Source organism: Sphaerimonospora mesophila (assembly GCF_001417795.1).
Lineage (GTDB): Bacteria > Actinomycetota > Actinomycetes > Streptosporangiales > Streptosporangiaceae > Sphaerimonospora > Sphaerimonospora mesophila.
This window is the reverse complement of sequence record NZ_BCBX01000036.1, coordinates 114354-136601: the sequence shown is the minus strand read 5'-3', so window position 1 is coordinate 136601 and position 22248 is coordinate 114354. Positions and strand designations below refer to the sequence as shown.

19 protein-coding genes, 1 tRNA gene and 2 pseudogenes are annotated in these 22248 nt (G+C 69.9%); 5 read left to right on the top strand and 17 right to left on the bottom strand.

Annotated features, from left to right (window positions below; translation table 11 throughout):
- The 3 genes and pseudogenes from AP234_RS38665 to AP234_RS16545 form a co-directional block, all read left to right on the top strand.
- A pseudogene (locus AP234_RS38665) lies at positions 1–312 on the top strand (SGNH/GDSL hydrolase family protein); the annotation flags it as partial.
- 47 nt (positions 313–359) lie between these two features.
- A complete protein-coding gene (locus AP234_RS16550) occupies positions 360–1739 on the top strand; it encodes a PQQ-binding-like beta-propeller repeat protein (RefSeq protein ID WP_055480555.1) in 1380 nt (459 codons plus the stop codon).
- Between the two features lie 87 nt (positions 1740–1826).
- Entirely contained in the window at positions 1827–3047 is a 1221-nt protein-coding gene (locus AP234_RS16545) for an acetyl-CoA C-acetyltransferase (protein ID WP_055480554.1), read from the top strand.
- Between the two features lie 314 nt (positions 3048–3361).
- Here the strand turns inward: AP234_RS16545 and AP234_RS16540 are convergent, their stop codons facing one another.
- The 3 genes from AP234_RS16540 to AP234_RS16530 all read right to left on the bottom strand — a co-directional run bounded on the left by AP234_RS16540 (position 3362) and on the right by AP234_RS16530 (position 5019).
- Complete coding sequence (locus AP234_RS16540) at positions 3362–3772, bottom strand: PPOX class F420-dependent oxidoreductase (protein WP_055480553.1); 411 nt, start codon at positions 3770–3772, stop codon at positions 3362–3364.
- A 71-nt stretch (positions 3773–3843) separates the two neighbouring features.
- Positions 3844–4062: a DUF4287 domain-containing protein gene (locus AP234_RS16535; protein WP_055480552.1), complete on the bottom strand. Its 219-nt coding sequence runs from the start codon at positions 4060–4062 to the stop codon at positions 3844–3846.
- 165 nt (positions 4063–4227) lie between these two features.
- Entirely contained in the window at positions 4228–5019 is a 792-nt protein-coding gene (locus AP234_RS16530; protein ID WP_055480551.1) for a Bax inhibitor-1/YccA family protein, read from the bottom strand.
- A 593-nt stretch (positions 5020–5612) separates the two neighbouring features.
- Between AP234_RS16530 and AP234_RS16525 the strand changes: the two genes are divergently transcribed.
- On the top strand, positions 5613–7103 hold the full coding sequence (locus AP234_RS16525) for a sensor histidine kinase (protein ID WP_055480550.1): 1491 nt from the start codon (positions 5613–5615) through the stop codon (positions 7101–7103).
- A 92-nt stretch (positions 7104–7195) separates the two neighbouring features.
- Here AP234_RS16525 and AP234_RS16520 read toward each other — a convergent pair.
- From AP234_RS16520 to AP234_RS16505, 5 genes and pseudogenes are all read right to left on the bottom strand, one after another.
- Positions 7196–7268 (bottom strand) — tRNA-Leu (locus AP234_RS16520).
- 147 nt (positions 7269–7415) lie between these two features.
- The gene (locus AP234_RS16515) at positions 7416–8765 is read right to left on the bottom strand and encodes an NAD(P)/FAD-dependent oxidoreductase (protein ID WP_055480549.1); all 1350 of its coding nucleotides are present in this window, start codon (positions 8763–8765) and stop codon (positions 7416–7418) included.
- Positions 8766–8943: 178 nt separating this feature from the next.
- Positions 8944–9750 carry a uracil-DNA glycosylase gene (locus AP234_RS16510; protein WP_055480548.1) on the bottom strand — a complete coding sequence of 269 codons (807 nt, stop codon included), beginning with the start codon at positions 9748–9750 and terminating at the stop codon, positions 8944–8946.
- Positions 9751–9768: 18 nt separating this feature from the next.
- The gene (locus tag AP234_RS39205; RefSeq protein WP_268778062.1) at positions 9769–10110 is read right to left on the bottom strand and encodes an EamA family transporter; all 342 of its coding nucleotides are present in this window, start codon (positions 10108–10110) and stop codon (positions 9769–9771) included.
- Positions 10058–10553, bottom strand: a pseudogene (locus tag AP234_RS16505) (winged helix-turn-helix domain-containing protein). The gene AP234_RS39205 and the pseudogene AP234_RS16505 overlap by 53 nt, the downstream one beginning before the upstream one ends.
- A gap of 126 nt (positions 10554–10679) precedes the next feature.
- On the opposite strand from AP234_RS16505, the gene AP234_RS16500 reads away from it, so the two are divergent.
- Positions 10680–11909, top strand: coding sequence for a cytochrome P450 family protein (locus tag AP234_RS16500; RefSeq protein ID WP_235558200.1), 1230 nt, complete (start codon positions 10680–10682; stop codon positions 11907–11909).
- A gap of 44 nt (positions 11910–11953) precedes the next feature.
- Here the strand turns inward: AP234_RS16500 and AP234_RS16495 are convergent, their stop codons facing one another.
- From AP234_RS16495 to mfd, 9 genes are all read right to left on the bottom strand, one after another.
- Entirely contained in the window at positions 11954–13021 is a 1068-nt protein-coding gene (locus AP234_RS16495) for an HAAS signaling domain-containing protein (RefSeq protein ID WP_055480547.1), read from the bottom strand.
- The gene (locus AP234_RS16490) at positions 13018–13347 is read right to left on the bottom strand and encodes a PadR family transcriptional regulator (protein WP_055480760.1); all 330 of its coding nucleotides are present in this window, start codon (positions 13345–13347) and stop codon (positions 13018–13020) included. Before AP234_RS16490 ends, AP234_RS16495 begins: the two co-directional genes overlap by 4 nt.
- Positions 13348–13416: 69 nt before the next feature.
- Entirely contained in the window at positions 13417–14412 is a 996-nt protein-coding gene (locus tag AP234_RS16485) for a Ppx/GppA phosphatase family protein (protein WP_055480546.1), read from the bottom strand.
- Positions 14409–14954, bottom strand: a complete 546-nt coding sequence (locus AP234_RS16480; protein ID WP_055480545.1) for a DUF501 domain-containing protein — start codon at positions 14952–14954, stop codon at positions 14409–14411. The genes AP234_RS16485 and AP234_RS16480 overlap by 4 nt, the downstream gene beginning before the upstream one ends.
- A 113-nt stretch (positions 14955–15067) precedes the next feature.
- Positions 15068–15472, bottom strand: coding sequence for a septum formation initiator family protein (locus AP234_RS16475; RefSeq protein WP_055480544.1), 405 nt, complete (start codon positions 15470–15472; stop codon positions 15068–15070).
- A gap of 25 nt (positions 15473–15497) precedes the next feature.
- Positions 15498–16778 (bottom strand): phosphopyruvate hydratase, encoded by a 1281-nt coding sequence (eno, locus tag AP234_RS16470; protein WP_055480543.1) that lies wholly within the window; start codon positions 16776–16778, stop codon positions 15498–15500.
- Between the two features lie 98 nt (positions 16779–16876).
- The gene (locus AP234_RS16465) at positions 16877–17965 is read right to left on the bottom strand and encodes a MazG family protein (RefSeq protein ID WP_055480542.1); all 1089 of its coding nucleotides are present in this window, start codon (positions 17963–17965) and stop codon (positions 16877–16879) included.
- A gap of 2 nt (positions 17966–17967) precedes the next feature.
- Positions 17968–18624 (bottom strand): hypothetical protein, encoded by a 657-nt coding sequence (locus AP234_RS36280; protein WP_055480541.1) that lies wholly within the window; start codon positions 18622–18624, stop codon positions 17968–17970.
- A 63-nt stretch (positions 18625–18687) separates the two neighbouring features.
- Positions 18688–22185, bottom strand: coding sequence for a transcription-repair coupling factor (gene mfd, locus AP234_RS16455; RefSeq protein WP_055480540.1), 3498 nt, complete (start codon positions 22183–22185; stop codon positions 18688–18690).
- Positions 22186–22248: the final 63 nt, after the last annotated feature.

Genomic DNA, 22248 nt, shown 5'->3' with positions numbered 1-22248 from the left:
GCCTTCGCCGACCTGCTCGGACCCGAGTTCGAGGCCAACCCTGCCGAGATGTTCGGACCTGATCGTTATCATCCATCTGCCCAAGGTTACCTACAATCCGCTTACGCGGTGCTACCGTCTGTATGCGCCGCGTTGGGGTTGTGGCCCGAGTCGGAACCACTGCGCGGCGAAGGATCGCATCTGGCGGCAATGGCCGTAGAGGAACCCGGCACCGAGGTCAGCGCGACCCGGGTCGACGGCGAAGCGGTCGGCCCCGACGGACGATGGGCCGCCATGCTCCGCCGACGGCCCGGGCCGATGCCGAACGGCTGATTCCGATCACTCCTCGCGGCCAGGCCATCACCCCCTGTAGGAGCGACATGACCCGGCCTAACGCGAGACCCGTTCTGACCCTCACAGCGACCGTCCTGCTGGCAACCGGGGCGTTGGCAGGCTGTTCCGGCAGTGAAGCGGAAACGGACCACCCCGCCTGGGACAACGCCCAGGTGAACGCCGTCAGCCGCGCCACGATGGGGGCCGGGGTGGCGGCGACCACCTCGATGAAGCCCGACGGCACGCTGGAGACCGTGGTCCTCGACCTGGCCAGCGGCCGGAAGCTGTGGGCCAAGCCGACGACGATGACCGGACGGCTACCCGGGATGGGGGTGCAGGCCCCCGCCACCGTCGAGATCGGCACCGAGGGGGTGGTCGTCTCCCTCGATCCCGTGGCCGGCCAGAACGACCAGGACAAGGCCAAGGAGAGCAAGCAGCGGGCGACCCTCGTCGCGAGGGACGCCCGCACCGGGCGTGAGCTGTGGACCAGGCCCGTCCACTCGACCTTCGGCCCCCAGCGCTGCGGGCCGTACGTCTGCCTGTCGGAGAACACCGAGCTCTCGTCGGCCCGCATGGTCGTCCTGGAGCCGAAGACCGGAAAGACGCTGTGGCGGCTGCCCGGCATCGCCGAGGTCGAGTGGTCGGACCGCGAGCGCGTCGTGTTGCTGCGCCTCGCGTCCCACCCCGTGGTCGAGGCACACGACCTGAAGGACGGCAAGACGGTCTGGCAGCTTCCGATCGAGCAGGCCCTCGGCCCGGGCGTCGATCTGTCCGGCGGCTGGGCGTTCGGGGCGACCGGCGACAAGCTCGTGGGCTACGTCGCCCCCTACACCAATCCGCAGACCAAGCAGACCTCGACGTTCGGACTGTTCTCCGTCCGGCTCAGCAACGGCATGGTCGACTGGATGCGCCCGTCGGTGGTCCGCGTCTACCCCAGCGGCAACCCCGCCTTCGCACCGGTGGTCCGCCCGGTGGACCAGCAGGGGCAGTACGGCGGATTCGCCCGGCTCGACGCGGACACGGGGCGGGTGGTCGGCCAGATCACCCCGGGTCAGGTGCCCGGCTCCGGGTGGTGGCTCGCGTTCCCGGGGGACATGGAGAAGCTGGGCTTTCTCAAGCGGAACGCGGCGGGCTCGGTCTTCGATCTCGCCACCGGCGAACCGACCCCGGTGAAGGGGACCAGCGGGTGGTCGTTCTGCGTGACCGATCCGAAGCCGCTGCCGCTGCGCGGGCTGACCCCCGGGTTCTACTCGATCGCGGCACTGTGCGAGTTCGACCTGGCCAGCGGCAAGCGGATCACGTCGGCGTCCGCACCGCCCGCCTGGTTCACGGGCAGCCAGAACGGCTGGCGGCTGTGGCGGGACGAGAAGGGCGCGATGCACGCCGTCAAGGACGGCACCGCCACCACCCCCGGCATGTACGGATGACCAACCGAAGGTTGTTCCGGGCCGAAGGGTAACCTCCTGATCAGGAGACCGCCGGAATCGGTGGCGCAGGAGCAAGGGGAGGGCCACATGCCCGAGGCAGTCATCGTGGCGACCGCGCGGTCGCCGATCGGCCGCGCGTTCAAGGGATCGCTGAAGGACATCCGCCCCGACGACCTGACCGTCCAGATGATCCAGGCCGCACTGGCGAAGGTGCCGCAGCTCGACCCGAGCGACGTGGACGACCTGATGCTCGGGTGCGGCCTGCCCGGCGGTGAGCAGGGCTACAACATGGCGCGGGTGGTGGCGGTGCTGCTCGGCCTCGACGGTGTGCCGGGCACGACCGTCACCCGCTACTGCTCGTCCTCACTGCAGACGACCCGGATGGCGTTCCACGCGATCAAGGCGGGCGAGGGCGACGTCTTCATCTCCGCCGGGGTGGAGACGGTCTCCCGGTTCGTCAAGGGCAGCTCCGACTCACTCCCCGACACGGCGAACCCGCTCTTCGCGGGGGCCCAGAGCCGTACGGAGGAGTCGGCCAAGGGCGGCGCGCCGGTGTGGCGCGACCCGCGCGAGGACGGCGACCTGCCCGACGTCTACATCGCGATGGGGCAGACCGCCGAGAACGTGGCGGCGCTGAAGGGGGTGTCGCGGCAGGAGCAGGACGAGTTCGGCGTACGGTCGCAGAACCTCGCGGAGAAGGCGATCGCGAACGGCTTCTGGGCCGGTGACATCACCCCGGTCACGCTGCCCGACGGCAGCGTGGTCAGCAAGGACGACGGCCCGCGTGCCGGCACGACGTACGAAGCGGTCTCCCAGCTCAAGCCGGTCTTCCGCCCTGACGGCACGATCACGGCCGGCAACTGCTGCCCGCTGAACGACGGGGCGGCCGCGGTGATCGTGATGAGCGACACCAGGGCGGCCGAGCTGGGCATCACCCCGCTGGCGCGGATCGTCTCGACCGGCGTGACCGCGCTGTCCCCCGAGATCATGGGGCTCGGGCCGGTCGAGGCCTCCCGGCAGGCCCTCGCACGGGCCGGGATGTCCATCGGCGACGTGGACCTCGTCGAGATCAACGAGGCGTTCGCCGCGCAGGTCATCCCGTCCTACCGGGAGCTCGGCATCGACATCGACCGCCTCAACGTGAACGGCGGGGCGATCGCGGTCGGGCACCCGTTCGGCATGACGGGTGCCCGCATCACGTCCACGCTGCTCAACGGTCTCCGCTTCCACGACAAGACCATCGGCCTGGAGACGATGTGCGTGGGCGGCGGCCAGGGCATGGCGATGATCCTGGAGCGGCTCGTCTAGGGAGCGTTTCAAAGTGCTGTCCGTCGCGAGCGTGGATCCAGATGGATGCATCGCAAGGCCGAGGAGGAGCCCGTAGCGGAGCTACGGGCGACGACGAGAACGCGGCGAGGCGCCATCTGGGCCACGCGCAGCAGGACATGACTTTGAAACACGACCCAGGTCGTGTCCCAGTCCCTGGTCGGAAATTTCGGTGAAGCCCGGGGGCTGCGCCGGGAGGAAGCTCCGGTCCGCTGCGAAGCCCGCTTGCCGCGGGCTTGCGCGTGCGGTCCTCGCTCCCTCCCGCTCCGCCCCCTCGAGCCGTGAGTGACGGCCGGTCAGCCGTGGTGGTCCGGGCCGGCGCGGGTGGGTGTGATACGGATGATCACCCGCTTGTCCCGGATCATCGCGGAACGGTAGTCGTCCCAGTCGGGGTGCTCCCCGCTGATCCGCCGGTAGTAGTCGACCAGGTGGTCCATCGCCTCGGGCAGCGAGACGATCTCCGCGGTGCCCTCGACCTGGATCCACGGGCCGTAGAAGGCGTCCGTCATCACGGTGAGGAACGTCTGCGGATTCTTGCGCAGGTTGCGGGTCTTGATCGCCGTCTCGCGGCTGCTGACCACGATGTACCCGTCCTCGTCGCAGCCGACGGTGACCGGAGACGTCTGCGGCCGACCGTCGGAGTGCCACGTGAGCATGACGGCCCGGTGGTTGGTCCGGACGAATTCACGAGCCTTGTCTAGATCCATAACACAATGATGCGCCCGCACCGGGGATGGTGCGGGCGCATCATGTCAGAGCCGGGGTAAGGGTCTGTTTTCTAGGCCCGCCGCCGTCGTTCGTGCTCCCGGACGATCGCCGCGGCGTAGCCGTGGGTGAGTCCGTGCTCGTCGGCCAGCCACTTCGCCCGTTCTTCACAGCGTAGGAACGATGGACCGTTATCGATGGTCTGGAACCACTCGGGGAGGTCGCGCCCGGTGATGGACGGGACGCGGGCGATCAGCTTGGTCTGGGTCTCCGGCGAATGGTTCAGCGACATGGCCACCTCCACGAAAACGCTGCTTTGTGTCACCCTGCATCACCGCCCTTCGGTTGACAAGACCCTAACGTCATCATTTTGTTACAGGATGTTGATCAAAAGTGATGACACTTTCCATCTCGTCCTGATAGGCGCACCCCTACACGTACGCCCGGGGGCAACGGGTCAATCGCTGCTGGAGAAATAGCTGATGAAGCGGAGGATCTCCAGGTAGAGCCAGACGAGGCTCAGCGTCAGGCCGAACGCCATCAGCCAGGAGTAGCGCTCCGGCACGCCGGCCCGCACCCCCTGCTCGACCTCACTGAAGTCGAGGAGCAGGAAGAAGCAGCCGAGCAGGATCATCGCGACGCTGAAGATCCAGCCCAACGGGCTGTCGGTACGCAGACCGAGGCCACCGCCGACGAAGATGCTCGCGATCCAGTTGAGGAGCATCAGGCCGACCGCGGCGAACCCGGCGGCGATCACGAACTTCGTGAACTTCGGCGTGGGCCGGAAGATCTTGAGTGCGTAGACGGCCAGGGTGCCGCCGAAGGCCACCATCGTGCCGACGACCGCCTGCAGGACGATCCCCTTGGCGATGTAGTCGTCCGCGATGTGGCTGATGATGCCGATCGCGACGCCGTAGCAGACGGCGTAGCCGAGAATGAGCGCGGGGTTCGTGCTCTGCTTGAACGAGACGATCAGTCCGATGACCAGACCGACCAGCGCCGCCGGGACGGCGAGAGCCGGGGGCAGGTCGAAGTACCACGCCAGAGCCGCCGAGACGATCAGCGTGCCGAGCGTCATGAAGCCGCGCATCACGACGTCGTCGATCGTCATCGCCCGCCCGGCGGCGGGCGGCGCGTACGACGGCGCGCCGTACATCGCGTTCAACTGGTCAACGGATGGCGTGGGAGTGGACCAGGTCTGCTGACCGCCCGCCCCACGCCGGGTGAATATGGGGTTCCTGCTCTGCATCGCTGCTTGCCTCCAGGACGCGACTCGCCGATCAGCCTCTCGCACGGCTTTATCTGGGGATGTTGCCCGGGGAACGGCAGGCGCACAAGTCCTGCCACTCCACCATGTCGTCCAACGGTCAGGGATCGCTCCCGGTTCCCGCCCCGGCGTCCCCCGGCGACGACCGAGGTAGTGAAACTGGGATGTTTCCTTTACTTGAGATATTCCAGCATAGCGCGAAGGCGTCGGTACTCGGCTTGGACAATGACCGCTGACCAGGAAAAACGAGTGCCGTTCCGCCATTGGCCGTCCCTTCGGCCGAGAGGCAAACTAGGACGGTTCCTTTACTTGATGCATTCAAGTCTGGTGCTAGCGTGACAGGTACAGATTAGGACACCAGGCCCACGAGCAGGGCGGAAGACGCCTGACGCGGAACCCCCGTCCCATCTCGTCATAGAAGAACAGCTGCCGAAGCCCGGACCTGAAACACGCTCCCCGGTCCGAATTCCGGGTAGGTCGGGAGAAACCGGCAAACGGCGATGGGCGTCGCGCATGCCCCGGTCGATCACCACCAGCACCGCCGGGTAGCGGGCACGCCGTCAGGAGGACGTCGGATGCAGGCCATCCATTCACTGTTGGAGCGCAAGCGGTTATCCGTCCGCGGCCCGCGCCCGCAGTCCCTCCGTGGGTACATCACGCTCTTGGCCACCCTGCTCGCGACGGTGCTGATGGTCCCGGCGGCGGTGCTGGGCACGATCGTGACCCGCCACGCGCTGACCGACGCGATGTGGACGGACGCGCGCGAGCAGGCGTCGATCACCGCCGCCGCCGTCCGGTCCGGTCGGCTCACCGATCCGATCACACCGCAGGTGTCCGGCATCGACCTGGTTCAGGTCGTCGGGCCCGGCCAGCGGGTCGTCGCCTCTTCTCCACGCGCGCTCGGCCTGCCGCCGCTGACCACGGTCTGGCCTTCCGGGCGCGATTCCCAGGAGGACGTCGAGGTCTGTTCCGGCGACCGGCACGACTGCGTGCGCCTGTCCGCCATCCGGGTCGGGTCGCAGGTCGTGTACGCGGGGCGTCCCGCCTCGGTCACGACCGGGCCGCGCGGCTTCGATCTGCTCTTCGCGGCGCAGGCCGCCATCTTGATCGCATTGACCGGCTGGGGCGCGTGGAAGGTCGCCGGCCGGATCCTGCGTCCGGTCGAGGCCATCCGGGCCGAGCTGGCCGCCATCAACGTCCATGACCTGAGTACGCGAGTACCCGAGCCTCCCGGGGAGGACGAGATCGCCAAGCTCGCCCGCACCGTGAACAGCACGCTGAGCCGCATCGAACAGGCCAAGGAGACCACCATGCGTGCGCTTCAGTCGCAGCGGCAGTTCGCCGCCGACGCATCACACGAACTGCGCACCCCTCTGGCCGGGCTGCGCGCACAGTTGGAGGAGGCCAGACTCCATCCCGAGCAGACCGACGTGCGTGAGATGGCCGAGCACGCGCTGCGCGACGTCGAGCGGCTGCAGGCGATCATCTCCGATCTGCTCCTGCTGGCCCGGGTGGCGACGAGCGGGCCGGCCGAGTGGCGGCCGGTCGACCTGGGCGAGCTGGTGCAGGACGAGATCTGCCAGCGAGGAGGCCGGATCCAGCCGCAGCTCAGCATCGAGGACGACGTCATGGTCAAGGTCGTCCCCGGCTATGTCGGCCGGCTGGTGGGCAATCTGCTGGACAACGCCCAGCGACACGCCAGGGGCACCATCGAGGTGTCGGTGCGCAAGGTCGGGCTGGACGCGGAACTGACCGTCAACGACGACGGCGAGGGCGTCCCCCCGGGTGAGCGCGAGCGGGTCTTCGAGCGGTTCATGCGACTCGACGCCGCACGCAGCCGCGACCGCGGCGGCACCGGGCTGGGCCTGGCCATCGCCCGAGACGTCGCCCTGTCTCACGGCGGGAAACTCCGGGTGGAGGACTCCCTGCTCGGGGGCGCCCGGTTCGTGCTCCAGCTTCCGCTCATGGCGGCCCTGCACAGGATGCACGCGAACTCCGACAACGCCACGTCCTGCGGCAAGGGCCGTACGCGCGGCCCCGGCCGCCCCCATCGGGCCCGCCCGTGATCTCCCTGGTCCGGCACGCGTCTGGCGGACCCGATGGCGGACCGTGACCTCGCCGCCGAGGTCACGGGTCCTTCCGGTGAGCGTCACGCGAGTGCCCCCGGTGGGACTCGAACCCACACCACAGCCCTTTTAAGGGGCTTGCCTCTGCCATTGGGCTACGGGGGCGTCGCGATCATATGTCAAGGATCAGTCATGTGTAACCGGTTGTGGCTTAGGTCGTGTTTCAAAGCCACGTCCTTGCTCGGATGACCCGTTCCCGGGCCGCGATCCGCGGTCGTGACGCGCCCCGTCGAGGTCGCTGCCAAGCAGCCTCTAGGTCGTCTTCACCTGGGCGGGCTGTCCTCCCTTCCTGGCCGCGGCGGCCCGGAACACATCGCGCGGGTGCTCGATCTCGCCCAGCGAGATGGTCTCCCTCTTGAAGAACAGCGCGAGCGTCCAATCTGCCACTACCCGCACCTTTCGGTTTAAGGTGGGCACTCGCGACAGATGGTACGTTCTGTGCATAAACCAGGCAGGAAAGCCACGTAGCTTCATGCCGTAGACGTTCGCGACCCCTCGGTACAGGCCGAGACCGGCGACCGATCCGGCGTACTTGTGCCGATAGTCCTTCAGCTTCCCACCGCGCAGGTACGCCGCGACGTTGTCGCCGAGGACCCTGGCCTGCCGTACGGCGTGCTGGGCGTTGGGCGCGCAGTAGCGGCCGGGGTTGGTCATGTCGGGCACCCCGGCGATATCCCCGGCCGCGAAGGCGCCCTTGACCCCGGCGACGGTCAACCGGGTGGTCGTCTTGATCCGTCCGCGCTCGTCCAGGGGAAGGTCGGTGTAGTCGACGACCGGGCTGGGCTTCACGCCGGCGGTCCACACGATCGTCGCCGACTCGAACTCGTCGCCGTCGGAGGTCTTGACGAGGCCGCCCACACAGGACTCCAGCCGGGTCTCCATCTTGAGCTCGATGCCGCGCTCGCGGAGCTGCTCGGCCGTCCACTCGCCCATCTCGGGGCCGACCTCGGGCAGGATGCGGTCGCTGGCCTCGATGAGGACCCAGCGCAGATCGCTCTTCTTGATGGCCGGGTAGTACTTGATCGAGTCCTCGGTCATGTCCTCGAGCTCGGCGAGCGCCTCGATGCCCGCGAAACCACCGCCGACCACGACGAAGGTGAGCGCCCGGCGGCGCACCTCCGGGTCGTCGGTCGAGTCGGCCCGGTCCAGCAGGGCGAGGACCCGGTTGCGCAGTGCGATGGCCTCGCCGATGGTCTTGAAGCCGATCGCCGCGTCGGCCAGGCCGGGGATGGGCAGCGTCCGGGAGATGGAGCCGGCCGCCATGACGACGACGTCGTACTCGATCTCCCGGGCGTGGCCGACGGACGGCTCGAAGACCAGGGTCCTGGCCGCGTGGTGCACCTTGGCGACCCGGCCGTTCAGGATCCGGACCTTCGGGAGCACGCGGCGGAGCGGGGCCACGACGTGGCGTGGGGAGATGTTCCCCGCCGCGGCCTCGGGGAGGAACGGCTGGTAGGTCATGTAGGACTGCGGGTCGATCAGCGTGATCTGCACGCTCCCGTCGCGGAGCTCCGCGCGCAGCGTGCGCTGGAGGCGCAGGCCGGTGTAGAGGCCCACGTATCCACCGCCGACGATGACGATGTGCTTCGGCTTGCGGTTCATGCTCCTGCCCTCACTTGTGAATCTATTCACAAGCTTAGGTCACGAGTTGGCATCCGCACCAACCCGCCTTGGGGAAAGTTATGCGGTTTTTCTGATCAGAGTCGAGGATGTCGGGTTTTCGCAGGTAGAAGATCCTTGGAACTTCTGTCGGTGACCGATTTCACACTCGTGAAGCAGTTCACAAGCTCGTCGTCCGCGCGATTTCGACGGCCCTGGCGAAGACCGCGTCGAGCATCTCCGCCGTGACCCGGCCCGTGAAGGTGTTCTGCTGGCTGGGGTGGTAGCAGCCGATCAGCGTCACCGGGGCCGTGCCGTACGCGATGGGCACCTCCACTCCGTGCCCGAACCGCGGTCTGCGCGACGGCAGCGTGAAGCCCGCCTCCCGCAGCGCGGGCCAGACGGCCTGCCAGGCGAAGCCGCCGAGCGCCACGATGACCCGGGTCGACTCGGCCGTCATCGCGAGCTCCCGGGCCAGCCAGGGGAAGCACGCGTCCCGCTCCTGGGTGGTCGGTTTGTTCGCGGGCGGTGCGCACCGGACCGCCGCCATCATCCGCGCCCCGATGAGCCGCTGACCGTCGCCGGCGTGCGTGCTCGTCTCGCGGGTCGCCAGGCCCGTGCGGTACAGCGAGGCGAACAGCCAGTCACCGCTGCGGTCCCCCGTGAAGATCCTGCCCGTACGGTTCCCACCATGCGCCGCCGGAGCGAGCCCGACGATGAGCGTATGCGGCCGGTCGTCACCCCAGCCGGGGATCGGCCGGCCCCAGTAGGTCTCGTCGGCGAACGCCCGCCGTTTGGTGTCGGCGACGCTCTCCCGCCACTCGACGAGCCGGGGGCAGGCCCGGCACACCGACTGGCGGGCGGTCAACTCCGCGACCGTACGGCTCTCGCCCGCGAGTTTGGCCACGTCGAGGGCGTCATGGGCGACGGGGGTGTCGGGTCCGGCGGGGTCGCCCGGCCATCCGGATCCGGGAGGAACAGCACTCATGCCACCGATCGTGCCAGGTCACCCCGCCTGCCCGGGACGAGAACCCGGGAGTGCCCGGCTCACATCTCCGCTGCGAGGGACACGAGCGCTGCTGCGGGAGACGGCCACTCCCGCCAGGCACAGGGCGCCACCGGCCAGCGTGAGCGGACCGGGCACCTCGTCGAGCAGCAGCCAGGACATGAGCACGACCAGTGCCGGCACGACGTAGGTGGTGGCGCCCAGCCGGCCGGCCGTGGTGCGGGCCAGGCCGCCCGCCGAAGCGATGAGATTTCCATGCGGCGAAGCTAAGCCGCGATCGTTTCGATGCTCAACGAAGTTTTTCGGGGCCGATGCCCAGGAGTTCCGCCAGCGCCCGTTCACCGCCGGGCGTCACCTTCACCGCCCGGCCGGAACCTATCCGTGCGCACCATCCCGCGTCGAACGCGTGGCGGCACAGCACGGCCCCGGCGGTTCCCGCCAGATGCGGTCTGCGTTCGGTCCAGTCCAGGCAGCCGCGTACGAGAGGACGCCGCGTCCGCCGCCCTGTCAGGGCCATGCCCTGCTCGCCGAACCTAACGATGGCGGCCCTGCCGTTCCTCGGCGAGCAGCCCGCCCTCGACGAGTCTGCCCAGGTGTTCGCTGGTGGTGGAGGCGGCCACGCCGGCATGCCGCGCGAGCTCCCTCGCCGTCCACGCGCGGCCGTCGAGAAGCGCGAGGCAGAACGCCGCCCGGGTTTCGTCGGCGAGCAGGGCGGCCAACGCGGCCAGGCGGGCTCCCGCGCCCCGGCAGCGGGCCCCGCCATCCGAACGTCGAGTACGAGCCATGCCCCCAGCATGCGTCACGCACCGTTCGGCGATCCCCGAACCATCCCTCTCTCCCGCCCCCGGGAATGCGGGGAGTCCCGGAAAAAGATGTCTATCCGGGGGGAAAATATGGGTAGGAACCGGGCCGTGTCCGACGACTCATGCCCCCCACTGTTCGGTCCGGCGTTCGACGCCGACCCCTATCCCGCCTATGAATGGCTGCGACGCAACGCCCCGGTCACCCGGGTGCCGCTCCCCGGCTGCCAGGCATGGCTGGTGACCCGCTACGAGGACGCCGTGGTCACGCTCACCCACCCGTCCCTGGCCAAGGACCCCGCGGCCGGCTCCCCCGAGTGGCGGGCGGCGAGCCTGGGTCTGCCCCTCGACCACCGGCCGGGTCTGGCCCGCCACATGCTCAACGCGGACGGCGCCGACCACGCCAGGCTGCGCCGGCTGGTCGGCTCCGCCTTCACGCCGCGGCGGATGGCGGGGCTGCGCGAGCGCGCCCAGGAGGTGACCGACGATCTCCTCGACCGCCTGGACGGGCCGGAGGCCGACCTGATCGCGGGGCTCGCCTATCCCCTGCCGATCACGATCATCTGTGATCTGCTGGGCGTGCCGGAGGCGGACCGCCCCACCTTCCACCACCATGCCTCGGTCATCGACTCCTCCGCCGCCTCCGAGGTGGCGCAGATCGCGGAGGCCACCGACGCGCTGGAGAAGTTCCTCACCGACCTCGTCGCGCTCAAACGCACGCACCCGGGCGACGACCTGCTCACCGATCTCGTCCGGCGCTCCACGCGAGGCGAGATCGACGAGGACGAGCTGACCTCGACCGCGTTCCTGCTGCTGATCGCCGGGCACGAGACGACCGTCGCCCTGATCGGCAACGGGCTGCTCGCGCTCCTGCGTCACCCAGAGCAGACCGCCGCGCTTCGCTCGGATCCGGCCCGGCTGCCCGATTTCATCGACGAGATGCTGCGCTACGACGGCCCGGTGCGGAACGCCACCTGGCGCTTCCCCACCGAGCCCGTCGTCATCGGCGGCCAGCAGATGCTGCCGGGAGAGCCCATCCTCGTCTCGCTGCTGTCGGCCAATCGCGACCCGGCCGCCTTCCCCGATCCCGACGCGTTCTCCCCCGGCAGGGCGGGCGAACCGCACGGTACCTTCAGGCGCGAACCGCACCTGGCCTTCGGGCGAGGCCCGCACTATTGCGTGGGGGCGGCCCTCGCGAAGATCGAGGCCGAGGCCGCGATCGGCAGCGTGCTGCGCCGCTTCCCCGAGCTGTCGCTCGCCGTCGATCCCGCCGACCTCACCTGGTGGCCGAGCGCGATCATGCGCGGCATGTTCTCCCTGCCCGTCCGCCTGTACGGATGATCCCGCGCCCGTAGGGATGATCCGCACCGGTGGGAACGATCCGATCAGCGGTTCTTGCCCGGGCTCTTCGACGGCGCAGGCTCCGGAGTCGGCTCAGAAGACGGCTCAGAAGACGGCTCAGAAGACGGCTCGGGAGTCGCCTCTGAAGTCGGTGAGGGGAACACGCCCGACGTCCCGTCCGGCGACGGCACAGCCGTCGGCGTGGGCATCTCGGCGGACGGGACGCAATCGGCGGGCACCGGCATGCCGCTGCCGTCGTCCATGGTGGCCGGCGTGAGCGGCAGCGGGTAGGCGTTGCGTATCGGCGGCTCTCCCTCGCAGGGGATCGCGATCCTTTGGTCGTACATTTCCGGGTTGAGCGTGATCGGCCGCCCGTCCTGGTCGTAGAGGCGCACGTTTCGCAGCGGAGTGCCGTCCTCGGCGTAGGGGAAGATGTTGTACACATCACCCTCGACCAGCGTGGCGGTGCTCGCCTCCCACGTCCTGCCAGGCTGAGCCGATGCATAGTCAAGGGCGACGTATGGCGAGTGCGGAATTTTCGTCGCCGCGATGAACACCACCCACACGGCCAGCACGTTGCCCCCGAGCAGCAGCAGCCGGCCCCAGGCAGACGCCGCCGAGCGCGCTGATCGGCGGCCCAGCCACACCGAACCCCAGATGACAGCGATCGCGAACGCCCACTGTGCCAGGTTGTCGGGAAAGTAGCCGCGTGCGCCGAGGGGTGCGAGCGCGAATATGGCGATCGCGTAGCCGCGCAGCACCCACCAGGCGGGGCGCAGATCCGGCGCGAAGTCCGCCAGCTGCCGGTAGGGCGGCAGGCGGAGCAGTCGAACGTGCAGCGCGTGCACGCTGCCGGTCACCTTTCTGCGCAGCCACTCGACCAAGGGGAGGTCCGTCTCCTGGGTGCGCCCGCCGTACGCGGCCCGCAACTCCGCGGCGTACGCCTCCGGGGTGCCCAGGCGCTCTTCCAGCGGCATCCCAGGCTCGGCCGCGATCTCGGCGAGATGATCGTCCAGGTCCTCCAGCAGGGCTTCCCTGTCGCCCGCCGGCAGGTCGGCGAGCGCCTCGCGCACCGCGGCGGCGTACGCGTTGGGGGTCATCGGGGTCTTCATGATGAGGGGACCTCCTTGAGCAGGTCGTTCATGGTGTCGGCGAACGACCGCCATGTCTTGGCCGAGGTGTCGAGGAGCGACCGGCCCACGTCGTTGAGGCCGTAGTACTTGCGGTGTGGACCCTCGTCGGAGGCGACCACGTAGGAGGTGAGCGCGCCGGCCCGGAAGAGCCTGCGGAGCGTTCCGTACACGGAGGCGTCGCCGACATCCTCCAGCCCGGCCTCACGCAGACGGCGCACGACGTCGTAACCGTAACCGTCACGATCGGCGAGGACCGCGAGCACGGCGAGGTCGAGGACGCCTTTGAGGAGTTGGCTGCTATCCACGCATGGCACACTACTGTGCAATGCACAATAGTGGCAAGATCTCTCCCCGACAGGGGCGGAACAGCGAGATCAGACGAGAGACCAGGCGATGCCGTCGAGGATGTCGTGCTCGCTGACGACCACCTCGGGCAGGCCGTACCTGCCGACGATGCGATCGAGGATGAGCGCGCCCGCGCCGATCACATCGACCCGGCCGGGATGCATGACCGGGATGGCCGCCCGTTCCTCGTGGGTCATCCGCAGCAGCCGGGCACTCACCTCGTGGACCCGCTCGGCGGAGACGCGGGAATGGTGGATCAGCGCCGGGTCGTAGGCCGGCAGGCCGAGCGCGATGCCCGCGACCGTGGTGACCGAGCCGGCCAGCCCGACCAGCGTCCGGGCGTCCCGCACCGGGACCGCGGTCTCCACCCGGTCCATGGCCGCCTCGATGTCCGCGATCGCGGCCTGTACGGCCTCCCGGCTCGGCGGATCGCCCGCCGACCCGAGATGCCGCTCGGTCAGCCGGACACAGCCGATGTCGACGGACATGGCGCCCCTGACGGCGCCCTCGGCGGTGCCCGTACCACCGGCCGTACCACCGGTTGTGCCGACGACGAACTCCGTCGAGCCGCCACCGATGTCCACCACCAGGTACGGCCCCTCGGCGGCCGTGGCGTCGGCCAGACCACGGGTGGCGCCGGTGAACGACAGCCCGGCCTCCTCCGCCCCGCTGACGACCTCGGGCTCGACACCGAAGATCTCGCGGACCCCCGACACGAAGTCGGCCCGGTTCGCGGCGTCCCGGGTGGCGGAGGTGGCGACCACGCGGACGGGCATCCCCACCGGCGTTCCGACGGGCCCGCCACCCGGCGCGGCATGCTCCCTGATCAGCTTGGCGTAGCCGCGCATCGCGCCGAACGTGCGCTCCAGCGCCTCCGGCGCGAGCCGTCCGGTCCGATCCACGTCCTGGCCGAGCCGTACGATCTCCATCCGCCGCTCGACATCGGTGAGCCGCTCACCCGAGATGTCCGCGATGAGAAGCCGGACCGAGTTCGTCCCGCAGTCGATGGCCGCGACCCGTGTCATGACGATCTCTCCTCCACGGCTGCCGAGTCTTCCGTACCGGCCGGCTCCGCCGCGACGCAGGGTCCGTCGGCCCACCACTCCGGCAGCGCGTCGAGCGCCTCGCGGCCGAACGGGTTGGCCCCCGGAACCGCGAGCTCGTGCGCGACCAGCGCGTGGAGGCACTTGACCCGGTCGGGCATGCCCCCGGCGCTCTGCGTGCCCCTGGGCAGCGCCTCCATGCCGTCCTCGGCGGCGGCGCGGTCCCGGCGGGCGAGGTAGTTCTCGTGCGCGGTCCGGTACGCGTCGGCCAGCCCGGGATCTTCGGCGAGCCTGGCCTGCATCCGCCGCATCAGCCCCGAGGCCTCCAGCGTGCCGATGGCCGACGCCGCCTTGGGACACGTCAGGTAGAACAGCGTGGGGAACGGCGTGCCGTCCGGCAGCCGGGGCGCGGTCTCCAGCACGTCGGGAAGGCCGCACGGGCACCGGTGCGCCACCGCACGCACCCCGCGCGGCGGCCGCCCGAGTTGCGCCTGCGCCGCCGACAGGTCGGCCCGATCCACCACCGTCGAACTCCCTCGTGCTCGGTTTCGAATCCGCTCGCCTTCGCCCGCCGCCGCGTTCCCGGTCGTGACGCTCCCGGTCGCGACGCCGCGGCCGTACGACCCGGGCGTCGCGATCAGTCCCGGCTCGCCGGAACGCTGTCGCGGCCCTGGTCCGCGGCCTCGACGGACTGCCACAGCGTGACGTACCACGCGGGCGGCTCCGGCTTCTTGCCCCCGCCCGGGGAGGCGGACCCGGCCGGCTTCTGGTCGAGCACGACATAGCACTTCGCGCCGGGCTCGCAGTAGTGCAGCCGCTCCTTGAGCATTCGCTTGACGTACTCCGGGTCCTCACGCTGCTTGCGCCGCTCCTCCAGCGTGCGCAGGTCGCGGAGGGCCCGGGTCTGCTCCTGCTCGAGCTTGGCGATCTCCCGCCGCTGGGCGATGACCTCCCGCGCCGGGTAGGCGAGGCTCATCGCGTTGGCGCAGACGACGACCGCGAGGATCGCCGCCCGCCCGGTCAGCTGCGGTCGTTTCGCCAACGCAGATCAACCTCCCTCCGGCCCGCTATCCCCGGAAGCGGGGGAAGGCGGAACGGCCGGCGAAGCGGGCGGCGTCGTCGAGCAGCTCCTCGATGCGCAGGAGCTGGTTGTACTTGGCCACGCGGTCGGACCGAGCCGGGGCACCGGTCTTGATCTGCCCGCAGTTGGTCGCGACGGCGAGGTCGGCGATCGTGGTGTCCTCGGTCTCGCCCGAGCGGTGGCTCATCATGCAGCGGTAGCCGCTGCGGTGTGCCAGGTCGACCGCGTCGAGGGTCTCCGACAGCGTGCCGATCTGGTTGACCTTGACCAGCAGCGCGTTGGCGGCGCTGTCGCGGATGCCGCGCTCCAGCCGCTCGGGGTTGGTGACGAACAGGTCGTCGCCCACGAGCTGGACCTTGGCGCCGAGCGAGGCGGTGATGGCCCGCCAGCCCTCCCAGTCCTCCTCGTTCAGCGGGTCCTCGATGGAGACCAGCGGGTAGGAGCGGACCAGGTCCTCGTAGAACGCGATCAGCTCGACGGCCGACAGTCCCTTGCCGTCGATCGTGTAGACGCCCTCGGAGTGGAACTCGCTGGCCGCGACGTCGAGCGCGAGCGCGATGTCCTCACCCGGGGTGTAGCCGGCCTTCTCGATCGCGACCATGATCAGGTCGAGCGCGTCGCGGTTGGACGGCAGGTTCGGCGCGAAGCCGCCCTCGTCGCCCAGACCGGTGGCGTAGCCCTTCTCCTTGAGCACGCTCTTCAGCGTGTGGTAGGTCTCGGTGCCCATCCGCAGCGCCTCGGAGAACGTCTCGGCGCCGATCGGAGCGATCATGAACTCCTGGATGTCCACGTTGGTGTCGGCGTGCGCGCCACCGTTGAGGATGTTCATCATCGGCACCGGCAGCACGTGCGCGTTCGCCCCGCCGACGTAGCGGAACAGCGGCAGGTCGGCGCTGTCGGCGGCGGCCTTGGCGACGGCGAGGGAGACCCCGAGGATCGCGTTGGCGCCGATGCGGCCCTTGTTGGGCGTGCCGTCCAGGTCGATCATCGTCTGGTCGATGAGGCGCTGCTCCTCGGCGTCGAGGCCGATGATCTCCTCGGCGATCTCGTCGGTGACGCCGAGGACGGCCTTCTCGACACCCTTGCCGAGATAACGCCTCTTGTCCCCGTCGCGAAGTTCCACGGCCTCGAACTGACCGGTGGAGGCGCCGCTCGGAACGGCGGCGCGGCCCGTGCTGTAGTCGTCCAGCAGGACCTCGACCTCGACCGTGGGGTTACCCCGGGAGTCGAGGATCTCGCGGGCGGTAACGGCCTCGATGGCAGCCACGAACGCTCCTAAGCAATATCGCGGACGGTTTGCCTACCGAGCCTATCGGTCTCTACTACTCGGTACGGCGGGGCCATTCCGTCGTCCCCGGGCTTCTTTCAGAACTTTTCCCGGCCGGCTTCGCCCGGGCGTTCCCGCTCCCAGGCCTCCACCCTGCGGCGATATTCCTTGGCCGCCGCCCTGAGCTCGGCCTCGGGATCGATGCCCGCCGCCTGTGCCTGCCGTACCAACTGGAAGAGCCGCGCGCCCGCGTCCGTCGGCAGGTCGTCGGCGAGCGCGTCCGGCGCTCCGGCGCGGCCGGCCCGGCGCAGGAGCTGGGCGGCGAGGGAGAGCGCCGGCTGGGCCATCGGCACACCGCTCAGCGCCGAGCCCGTCTCGCCCTTGGCGGCCCGCTCGGCCGCCTTGATCGCCTCCCAGTTGTCGCTGACCTCGCCGACGCCGGAGACCCGGACGCCGGCGAACACGTGGGGATGGCGGCGGACCAGCTTGTCGACGATCCCGGCGGCCACGTCGTCGATGTCGAACCCGTCCCGGTCCTGTGCCGCCCCCTCAGATGCCGACTCCGCAGGGAGGAACTCCTCAGGGGCCGATACCTCTGGAGCCGCCGATCCCTCCTGGGCCGGCTCCTGGGTCGACTTCTCCTGGGCGATCCGGGCGTGGAAGACGACCTGGAGCAGCAGGTCGCCCAGCTCCTCCTGGAGTGCCCGGTAATCGCCCCGGTCGATGGTGTCGAGCACCTCGTAGGCCTCCTCCACGAGGTACGGCACCAGCGACTCGTGGGTCTGCCCGCGATCCCAGGGGCACTCGCGGCGGAGCCGGTCCATGACCTGGACGAGATCGAGCAGCCTCGCCCCGGGCAGATCGTAGGAACCGGGCACGACCTCGATGACCGGCGGATCGTCCAGGACGACGGCGGCGTGGCCGACCGCGCGCATGAACGCCTCGTCACCGTCCTGCGCGGCCAGCCAGACGAGTGTCTCCGTACGGCTGCGGCGGGCGATGTCCGCCGGGACCCGACCCGCGGCGGCGACCACCTCGACCGCTATGCCGGCCTCGGCCAGATAGGGCAGGTAGGGGTGATCGGCGCTGCCGGTCAGCACCCGCCCGCCGCCGAGCGCCTGCCAGGCCGCGGGCGTGAGCAGCCCCGGCGGCACCCGAGGCGAGGTGGTGACGACGATCAGCGACATGTCTAACCGGCCTGGGGGACGTCCCCTGGGGAGGCGGCGGCGGACTGGACGGCGCCGAAACGGTCGTCGACGATGAAGGTCTGGCGCTCGGGGTCGAACTTGCCGTAGCGGGGGCTGAACTTGATCGGCACCGTCGCGTCGACCTCCTTGCCGAGCTTCTCCGCCACCATCTGCGGGTCCGCCTCGGCGCCGGCGATCCGCGACTCCAGCTTCTTACGGACGAGTATGGCGCGGATGATCGACCGGCCCTCCTCCAGCGGGATGCCGCTCAGCAGCAGCACCTGGTTGAGCGTCATGCCCTGCTGCTTGGCCTGGGTCTCGACCCCCAGCAGCATGTCGTCGATCTCACGCTCGGTGACGTCGACGCCCTTCTGCCGGCCGAACTCGATGATCTGCCGGCTGCCGGCGATGTTGGCCAGGACCTCGCGCGGCCCGGGCAGCGGCGGTGTGGCGCGCTGCTCGTCGCTTTCGTCCAGGCCGTTTGCGGCCGCGTCCTCATGAAGGGACCGGACCGCGGCGTCGAGCTCGCTGGAGCTGATGCGGTCACCGCCCACGATCGCCGCGGCACCGGCCTGCACGGGGGCACAAGCGCTCAGCGCGCCGGCGGCGACCGCCGCCGCCGCGACCGCGGCCGCGACGCGCACACGGTACGACTTCACGTTCTGATCCTTCCGATAACACCCGGCTGATGCCGATTTATGAGAGATTGCGAACGACCGCGGTCACTGTACCCGCATAGGCTCCAGGAACATGGCCTCGACCAGGTCCTCACACCATTTGAGCAGGTCGAGGTCGCGCAGCGGCTGCCCGCCGATCGGCTTGGTACGCGGCGCGGGCACCAGCAGGATGCCGGTCGCCTGCTTCAGAATCGACTTGGGATAAAGCCGCTGCAGCCGCACCTGCTGTGAATCTTTCAGCGACACCGGGGCGAATCTGATCTGCTGCCCCTGCAGCGTGACGTCGGTCAGCCCGGCCTCGCGGGCCTTCATCCGGAACCGCGCGACCTCCAGCAGGTTCTCCACCTCCCGGGGCGGCCTGCCGTACCGGTCGGTCAGCTCGTCGCGCACCGCGGCCAGATCGGCTTCGGAGCCGATCGCGGCGATCCGCTTGTAGGCCTCCAGCCGCAGCCGCTCCGACGTCACGTACGCGTGCGGCACGTGCGCGTTGATCGGCAGCTCGACCCTGACCTCCGGCCGCTCCTCGACGCGGCTCTCCCCGGCCAGCTTGGACTTCTGCTCCTGTACGGCCTCCGCCATCATCCGGACGTACAGGTCGAACCCGACGCCCGCGATGTGGCCGGACTGCTCGGCCCCGAGGATGTTGCCCGCGCCGCGGATCTCCAGGTCCTTCATCGCGACGTACATGCCCGCGCCCATCTCGGTGTGCTGGGCGATCGTGGCGAGCCGCTCGTGCGCGGTCTCCGTCAGCGGGGCCTCGGGCGGATAGAGGAAGTAGGCGTACCCGCGCTCGCGGCCCCGGCCGACCCGGCCGCGCAACTGGTGGAGCTGCGACAGCCCGTAGTTGTCGGCCCGGTCGACGATCAGCGTGTTGGCGTTGGGCACGTCGAGGCCTGACTCCACGATCGTGGTGCAGACGAGCACGTCGAAGTCGCGCTCCCAGAAGTCCACCATGATCTTTTCGAGCTGGGTCTCGTTCATCTGGCCGTGCGCGACCGCGATCCGCGCCTCGGGGACCAGCTCGCGCAGCCGCGCCGCGACCTTGTCGATGCTGCGCACCCGGTTGTGGACGAAGAACGTCTGCCCGTCGCGCATCAGCTCGCGCCGGATCGCCGCCGCGATCTGCTTCTCGTCGTACGGTCCGACGAACGTGAGGATCGGATGCCGCTCCTCGGGCGGGGTGAGGATCGTGGACATCTCCCGGATGCCGGTCAGGCCCATCTCCAGCGTGCGCGGGATCGGGGTGGCGGACATGGCGAGCACGTCCACCTGCGTGCGCATGTGCTTCATGGCCTCCTTGTGCTCGACGCCGAACCGCTGCTCCTCGTCCACGATGATCAGGCCGAGGTCCTTGAACCTGACCTCCGGGGACAGCAGCCGGTGGGTGCCGATCACCACGTCGACGCCGCCCGTCTTGAGCCCTTCGAGGGTCTCCTTCACCTCGCCGTCGGTCTGGAACCGGGAGATCGGCTTGACCGTGACGGGGAAGCTCGCGAACCGCTCGCCGAACGTGGACAGATGCTGCTGCACCAGCAGCGTCGTCGGCACGAGCACGGCGACCTGCTTGCCGTCCTGCACCGCCTTGAAGGCCGCGCGCACCGCGATCTCGGTCTTGCCGTAACCGACGTCGCCGCAGATCAGCCGGTCCATCGGGACCGGCCGCTCCATGTCGCGCTTGACCTCCTCGATCGCCTCGAGCTGGTCGTTCGTCTCGGCGTAGGGGAAGGCGTCCTCCATCTCCCGCTGCCAGGGTGTGTCCGACCCGAACGGGTGACCCGGCGAGGCCATCCGGGCCGAGTAGAGCCTGATCAGCTCGCCGGCGATCTCCCTGACCGCCTTGCGCGCCTTGGTCTTGGCCTTGGCCCAGTCGGCGCCGCCCATCCGGTTGAGCGTCGGCGCCTCTCCCCCGACGTACCGCGTGACCTCGTCGAGCTGGTCGGTCGGCACGTAGAGGCGGTCGCCCCTGGCGTACTCGATCACCAGGTACTCGCGGGTCGCGCCCTGGATCGTGCGCTGCACCATCTCGACGTACCGGCCGACCCCGTGCTGCTCGTGTACGACATGGTCGCCGATCTTGAGCTGGAGCGGGTCGACCATGTTGCGCCGCCGCGACGGCAGCCGCCGCATGTCCTTGGTGGACGCCTTCTGCCCGACGAGGTCGAGATGGGTGATCACCACCACGTCCGGGGTGACGAAGCCGTGGTCGATGCGGCCGGTGGTGACCTGGACCACGTCGCGGTCCGGCGGCCCGTCGAGCGCGGGCACCAGCCTGGCCGGCACGTCCACGCCCTTGAGCAGCTCGGCCATTCGCCCGGCCGGGCCCGGACCCTCGCTGAGCAGGACGACGGCCTTGCCCGCGCCGAGCCAGCCCTTGATGTCGGCCAGCGCCCGCTGCGTGTCGCCGCGGTAGGCCTCCACGTCGTGGACGTCCAGCTCGACGCCCTCGCCGAACGGCGCGATCGTCCACCACGGCCGGCCGAGCTCGCGGGCGTGGTCGCGGACCTCCTCCAGCGTCCGGAAGGCGGCGGCCCGCAGGTCGATTGGCACCTCTCCGCCTGCCGCCGCGGTGATCCAGGACGCCTCCATGAACTCCTGGCTGGTCCGCACGAGCTCAACGGCCCGGCCGCGGATGCGTTCCGGGTCGCAGACGAAGACCGCCGACCGCACCGGCAGGTGATCGAGGAGCAGGTCCATCGACCCGGCCAGCACCGGCGCGAGCGCCTCCATGCCCTCGACCGGCACGCCGTCGGCGAGCTGATCCAGGACGTCCTTCAGCGCCGGGTGCTCGTCCCCCAGCTCGCGGGCGCGCCGCCGTACGTCGTCGGTGAGCAGGAGCTCACGGCAGGGCGCGGCGAACAGTCCTTCCTGGGCGATCTCCAGCGAGCGCTGGTCGGCCACCTTGAACCAGCGGATCTCCTCTACCGAGTCCCCCCAGAACTCCAGCCGCAGCGGATGCTCCTCGGTGGGCGGGAACACGTCGAGCAGACCGCCGCGCACGGCGACCTCGCCGCGCTTCTCCACCATGTCCACGCGGTGGTAGCCGTTCTCGACCAGCCTCGCGACCACATCGTCCAGGTCGGCGTCGTCGCCGGCGCGCAGCCGTACCGGCTCCAGGTCGCCCAGGCCCGACACGATCGGCTGCAGCAGCGAGCGGACCGGGGCCACGACGACCCGCAGCGGGCCGGCGTTCGGGTCTCCCTGGACCGGGTGCGCCAGCCGGCGTAGTACGGCGAGGCGCTGGCCCACGGTGTCGCTGCGCGGCGAGAGCCGTTCGTGCGGCAGCGTCTCCCACGCCGGGAAGACCGCCACGGCCGTCTCGTCGATGAGGCTGGTCAGCGCGGCGGCGAGGTCCTCGGCCTCACGCCCGGTGGCGGTGACGGCCAGCACCGGCCGTGCACGGGAGAGCGCGGCCACGGCGAACGGCCGCAGCGCGGGCGGCGCGACCAGTTCGGCGCCGGTGTCCCCCGGCCCTCCGGAATCTTCCAGCGCGGCGGCGAGCTTCGGCTCGGCGGAGACAAGGTCGAGCAGTCCGGAAAGAGACATCTATGCCTTCTGCAGCCCCACGTCGGCAAGCGAAACAACCCCGAGCCGAGTCCGGACCGGGGG

Excerpts from the sequence above, each read along its gene's own strand:
- AP234_RS16550 (WP_055480555.1), top strand. The coding sequence starts at position 360 with ATGACCCGGCCTAACGCGAGACCCGTTCTGACCCTCACAGCGACCGTC.
- AP234_RS16545 (WP_055480554.1), top strand. The coding sequence starts at position 1,827 with ATGCCCGAGGCAGTCATCGTGGCGACCGCGCGGTCGCCGATCGGCCGC.
- AP234_RS16540 (WP_055480553.1), bottom strand. The coding sequence starts at position 3,772 with ATGGATCTAGACAAGGCTCGTGAATTCGTCCGGACCAACCACCGGGCC.
- AP234_RS16535 (WP_055480552.1), bottom strand. The coding sequence starts at position 4,062 with ATGTCGCTGAACCATTCGCCGGAGACCCAGACCAAGCTGATCGCCCGC.
- AP234_RS16530 (WP_055480551.1), bottom strand. The coding sequence starts at position 5,019 with ATGCAGAGCAGGAACCCCATATTCACCCGGCGTGGGGCGGGCGGTCAG.
- AP234_RS16525 (WP_055480550.1), top strand. The coding sequence starts at position 5,613 with ATGCAGGCCATCCATTCACTGTTGGAGCGCAAGCGGTTATCCGTCCGC.
- AP234_RS16515 (WP_055480549.1), bottom strand. The coding sequence starts at position 8,765 with ATGAACCGCAAGCCGAAGCACATCGTCATCGTCGGCGGTGGATACGTG.
- AP234_RS16510 (WP_055480548.1), bottom strand. The coding sequence starts at position 9,750 with ATGAGTGCTGTTCCTCCCGGATCCGGATGGCCGGGCGACCCCGCCGGA.
- AP234_RS16495 (WP_055480547.1), bottom strand. The coding sequence starts at position 13,021 with ATGAAGACCCCGATGACCCCCAACGCGTACGCCGCCGCGGTGCGCGAG.
- AP234_RS16485 (WP_055480546.1), bottom strand. The coding sequence starts at position 14,412 with ATGACACGGGTCGCGGCCATCGACTGCGGGACGAACTCGGTCCGGCTT.
- AP234_RS16465 (WP_055480542.1), bottom strand. The coding sequence starts at position 17,965 with ATGTCGCTGATCGTCGTCACCACCTCGCCTCGGGTGCCGCCGGGGCTG.
- mfd (WP_055480540.1), bottom strand. The coding sequence starts at position 22,185 with ATGTCTCTTTCCGGACTGCTCGACCTTGTCTCCGCCGAGCCGAAGCTC.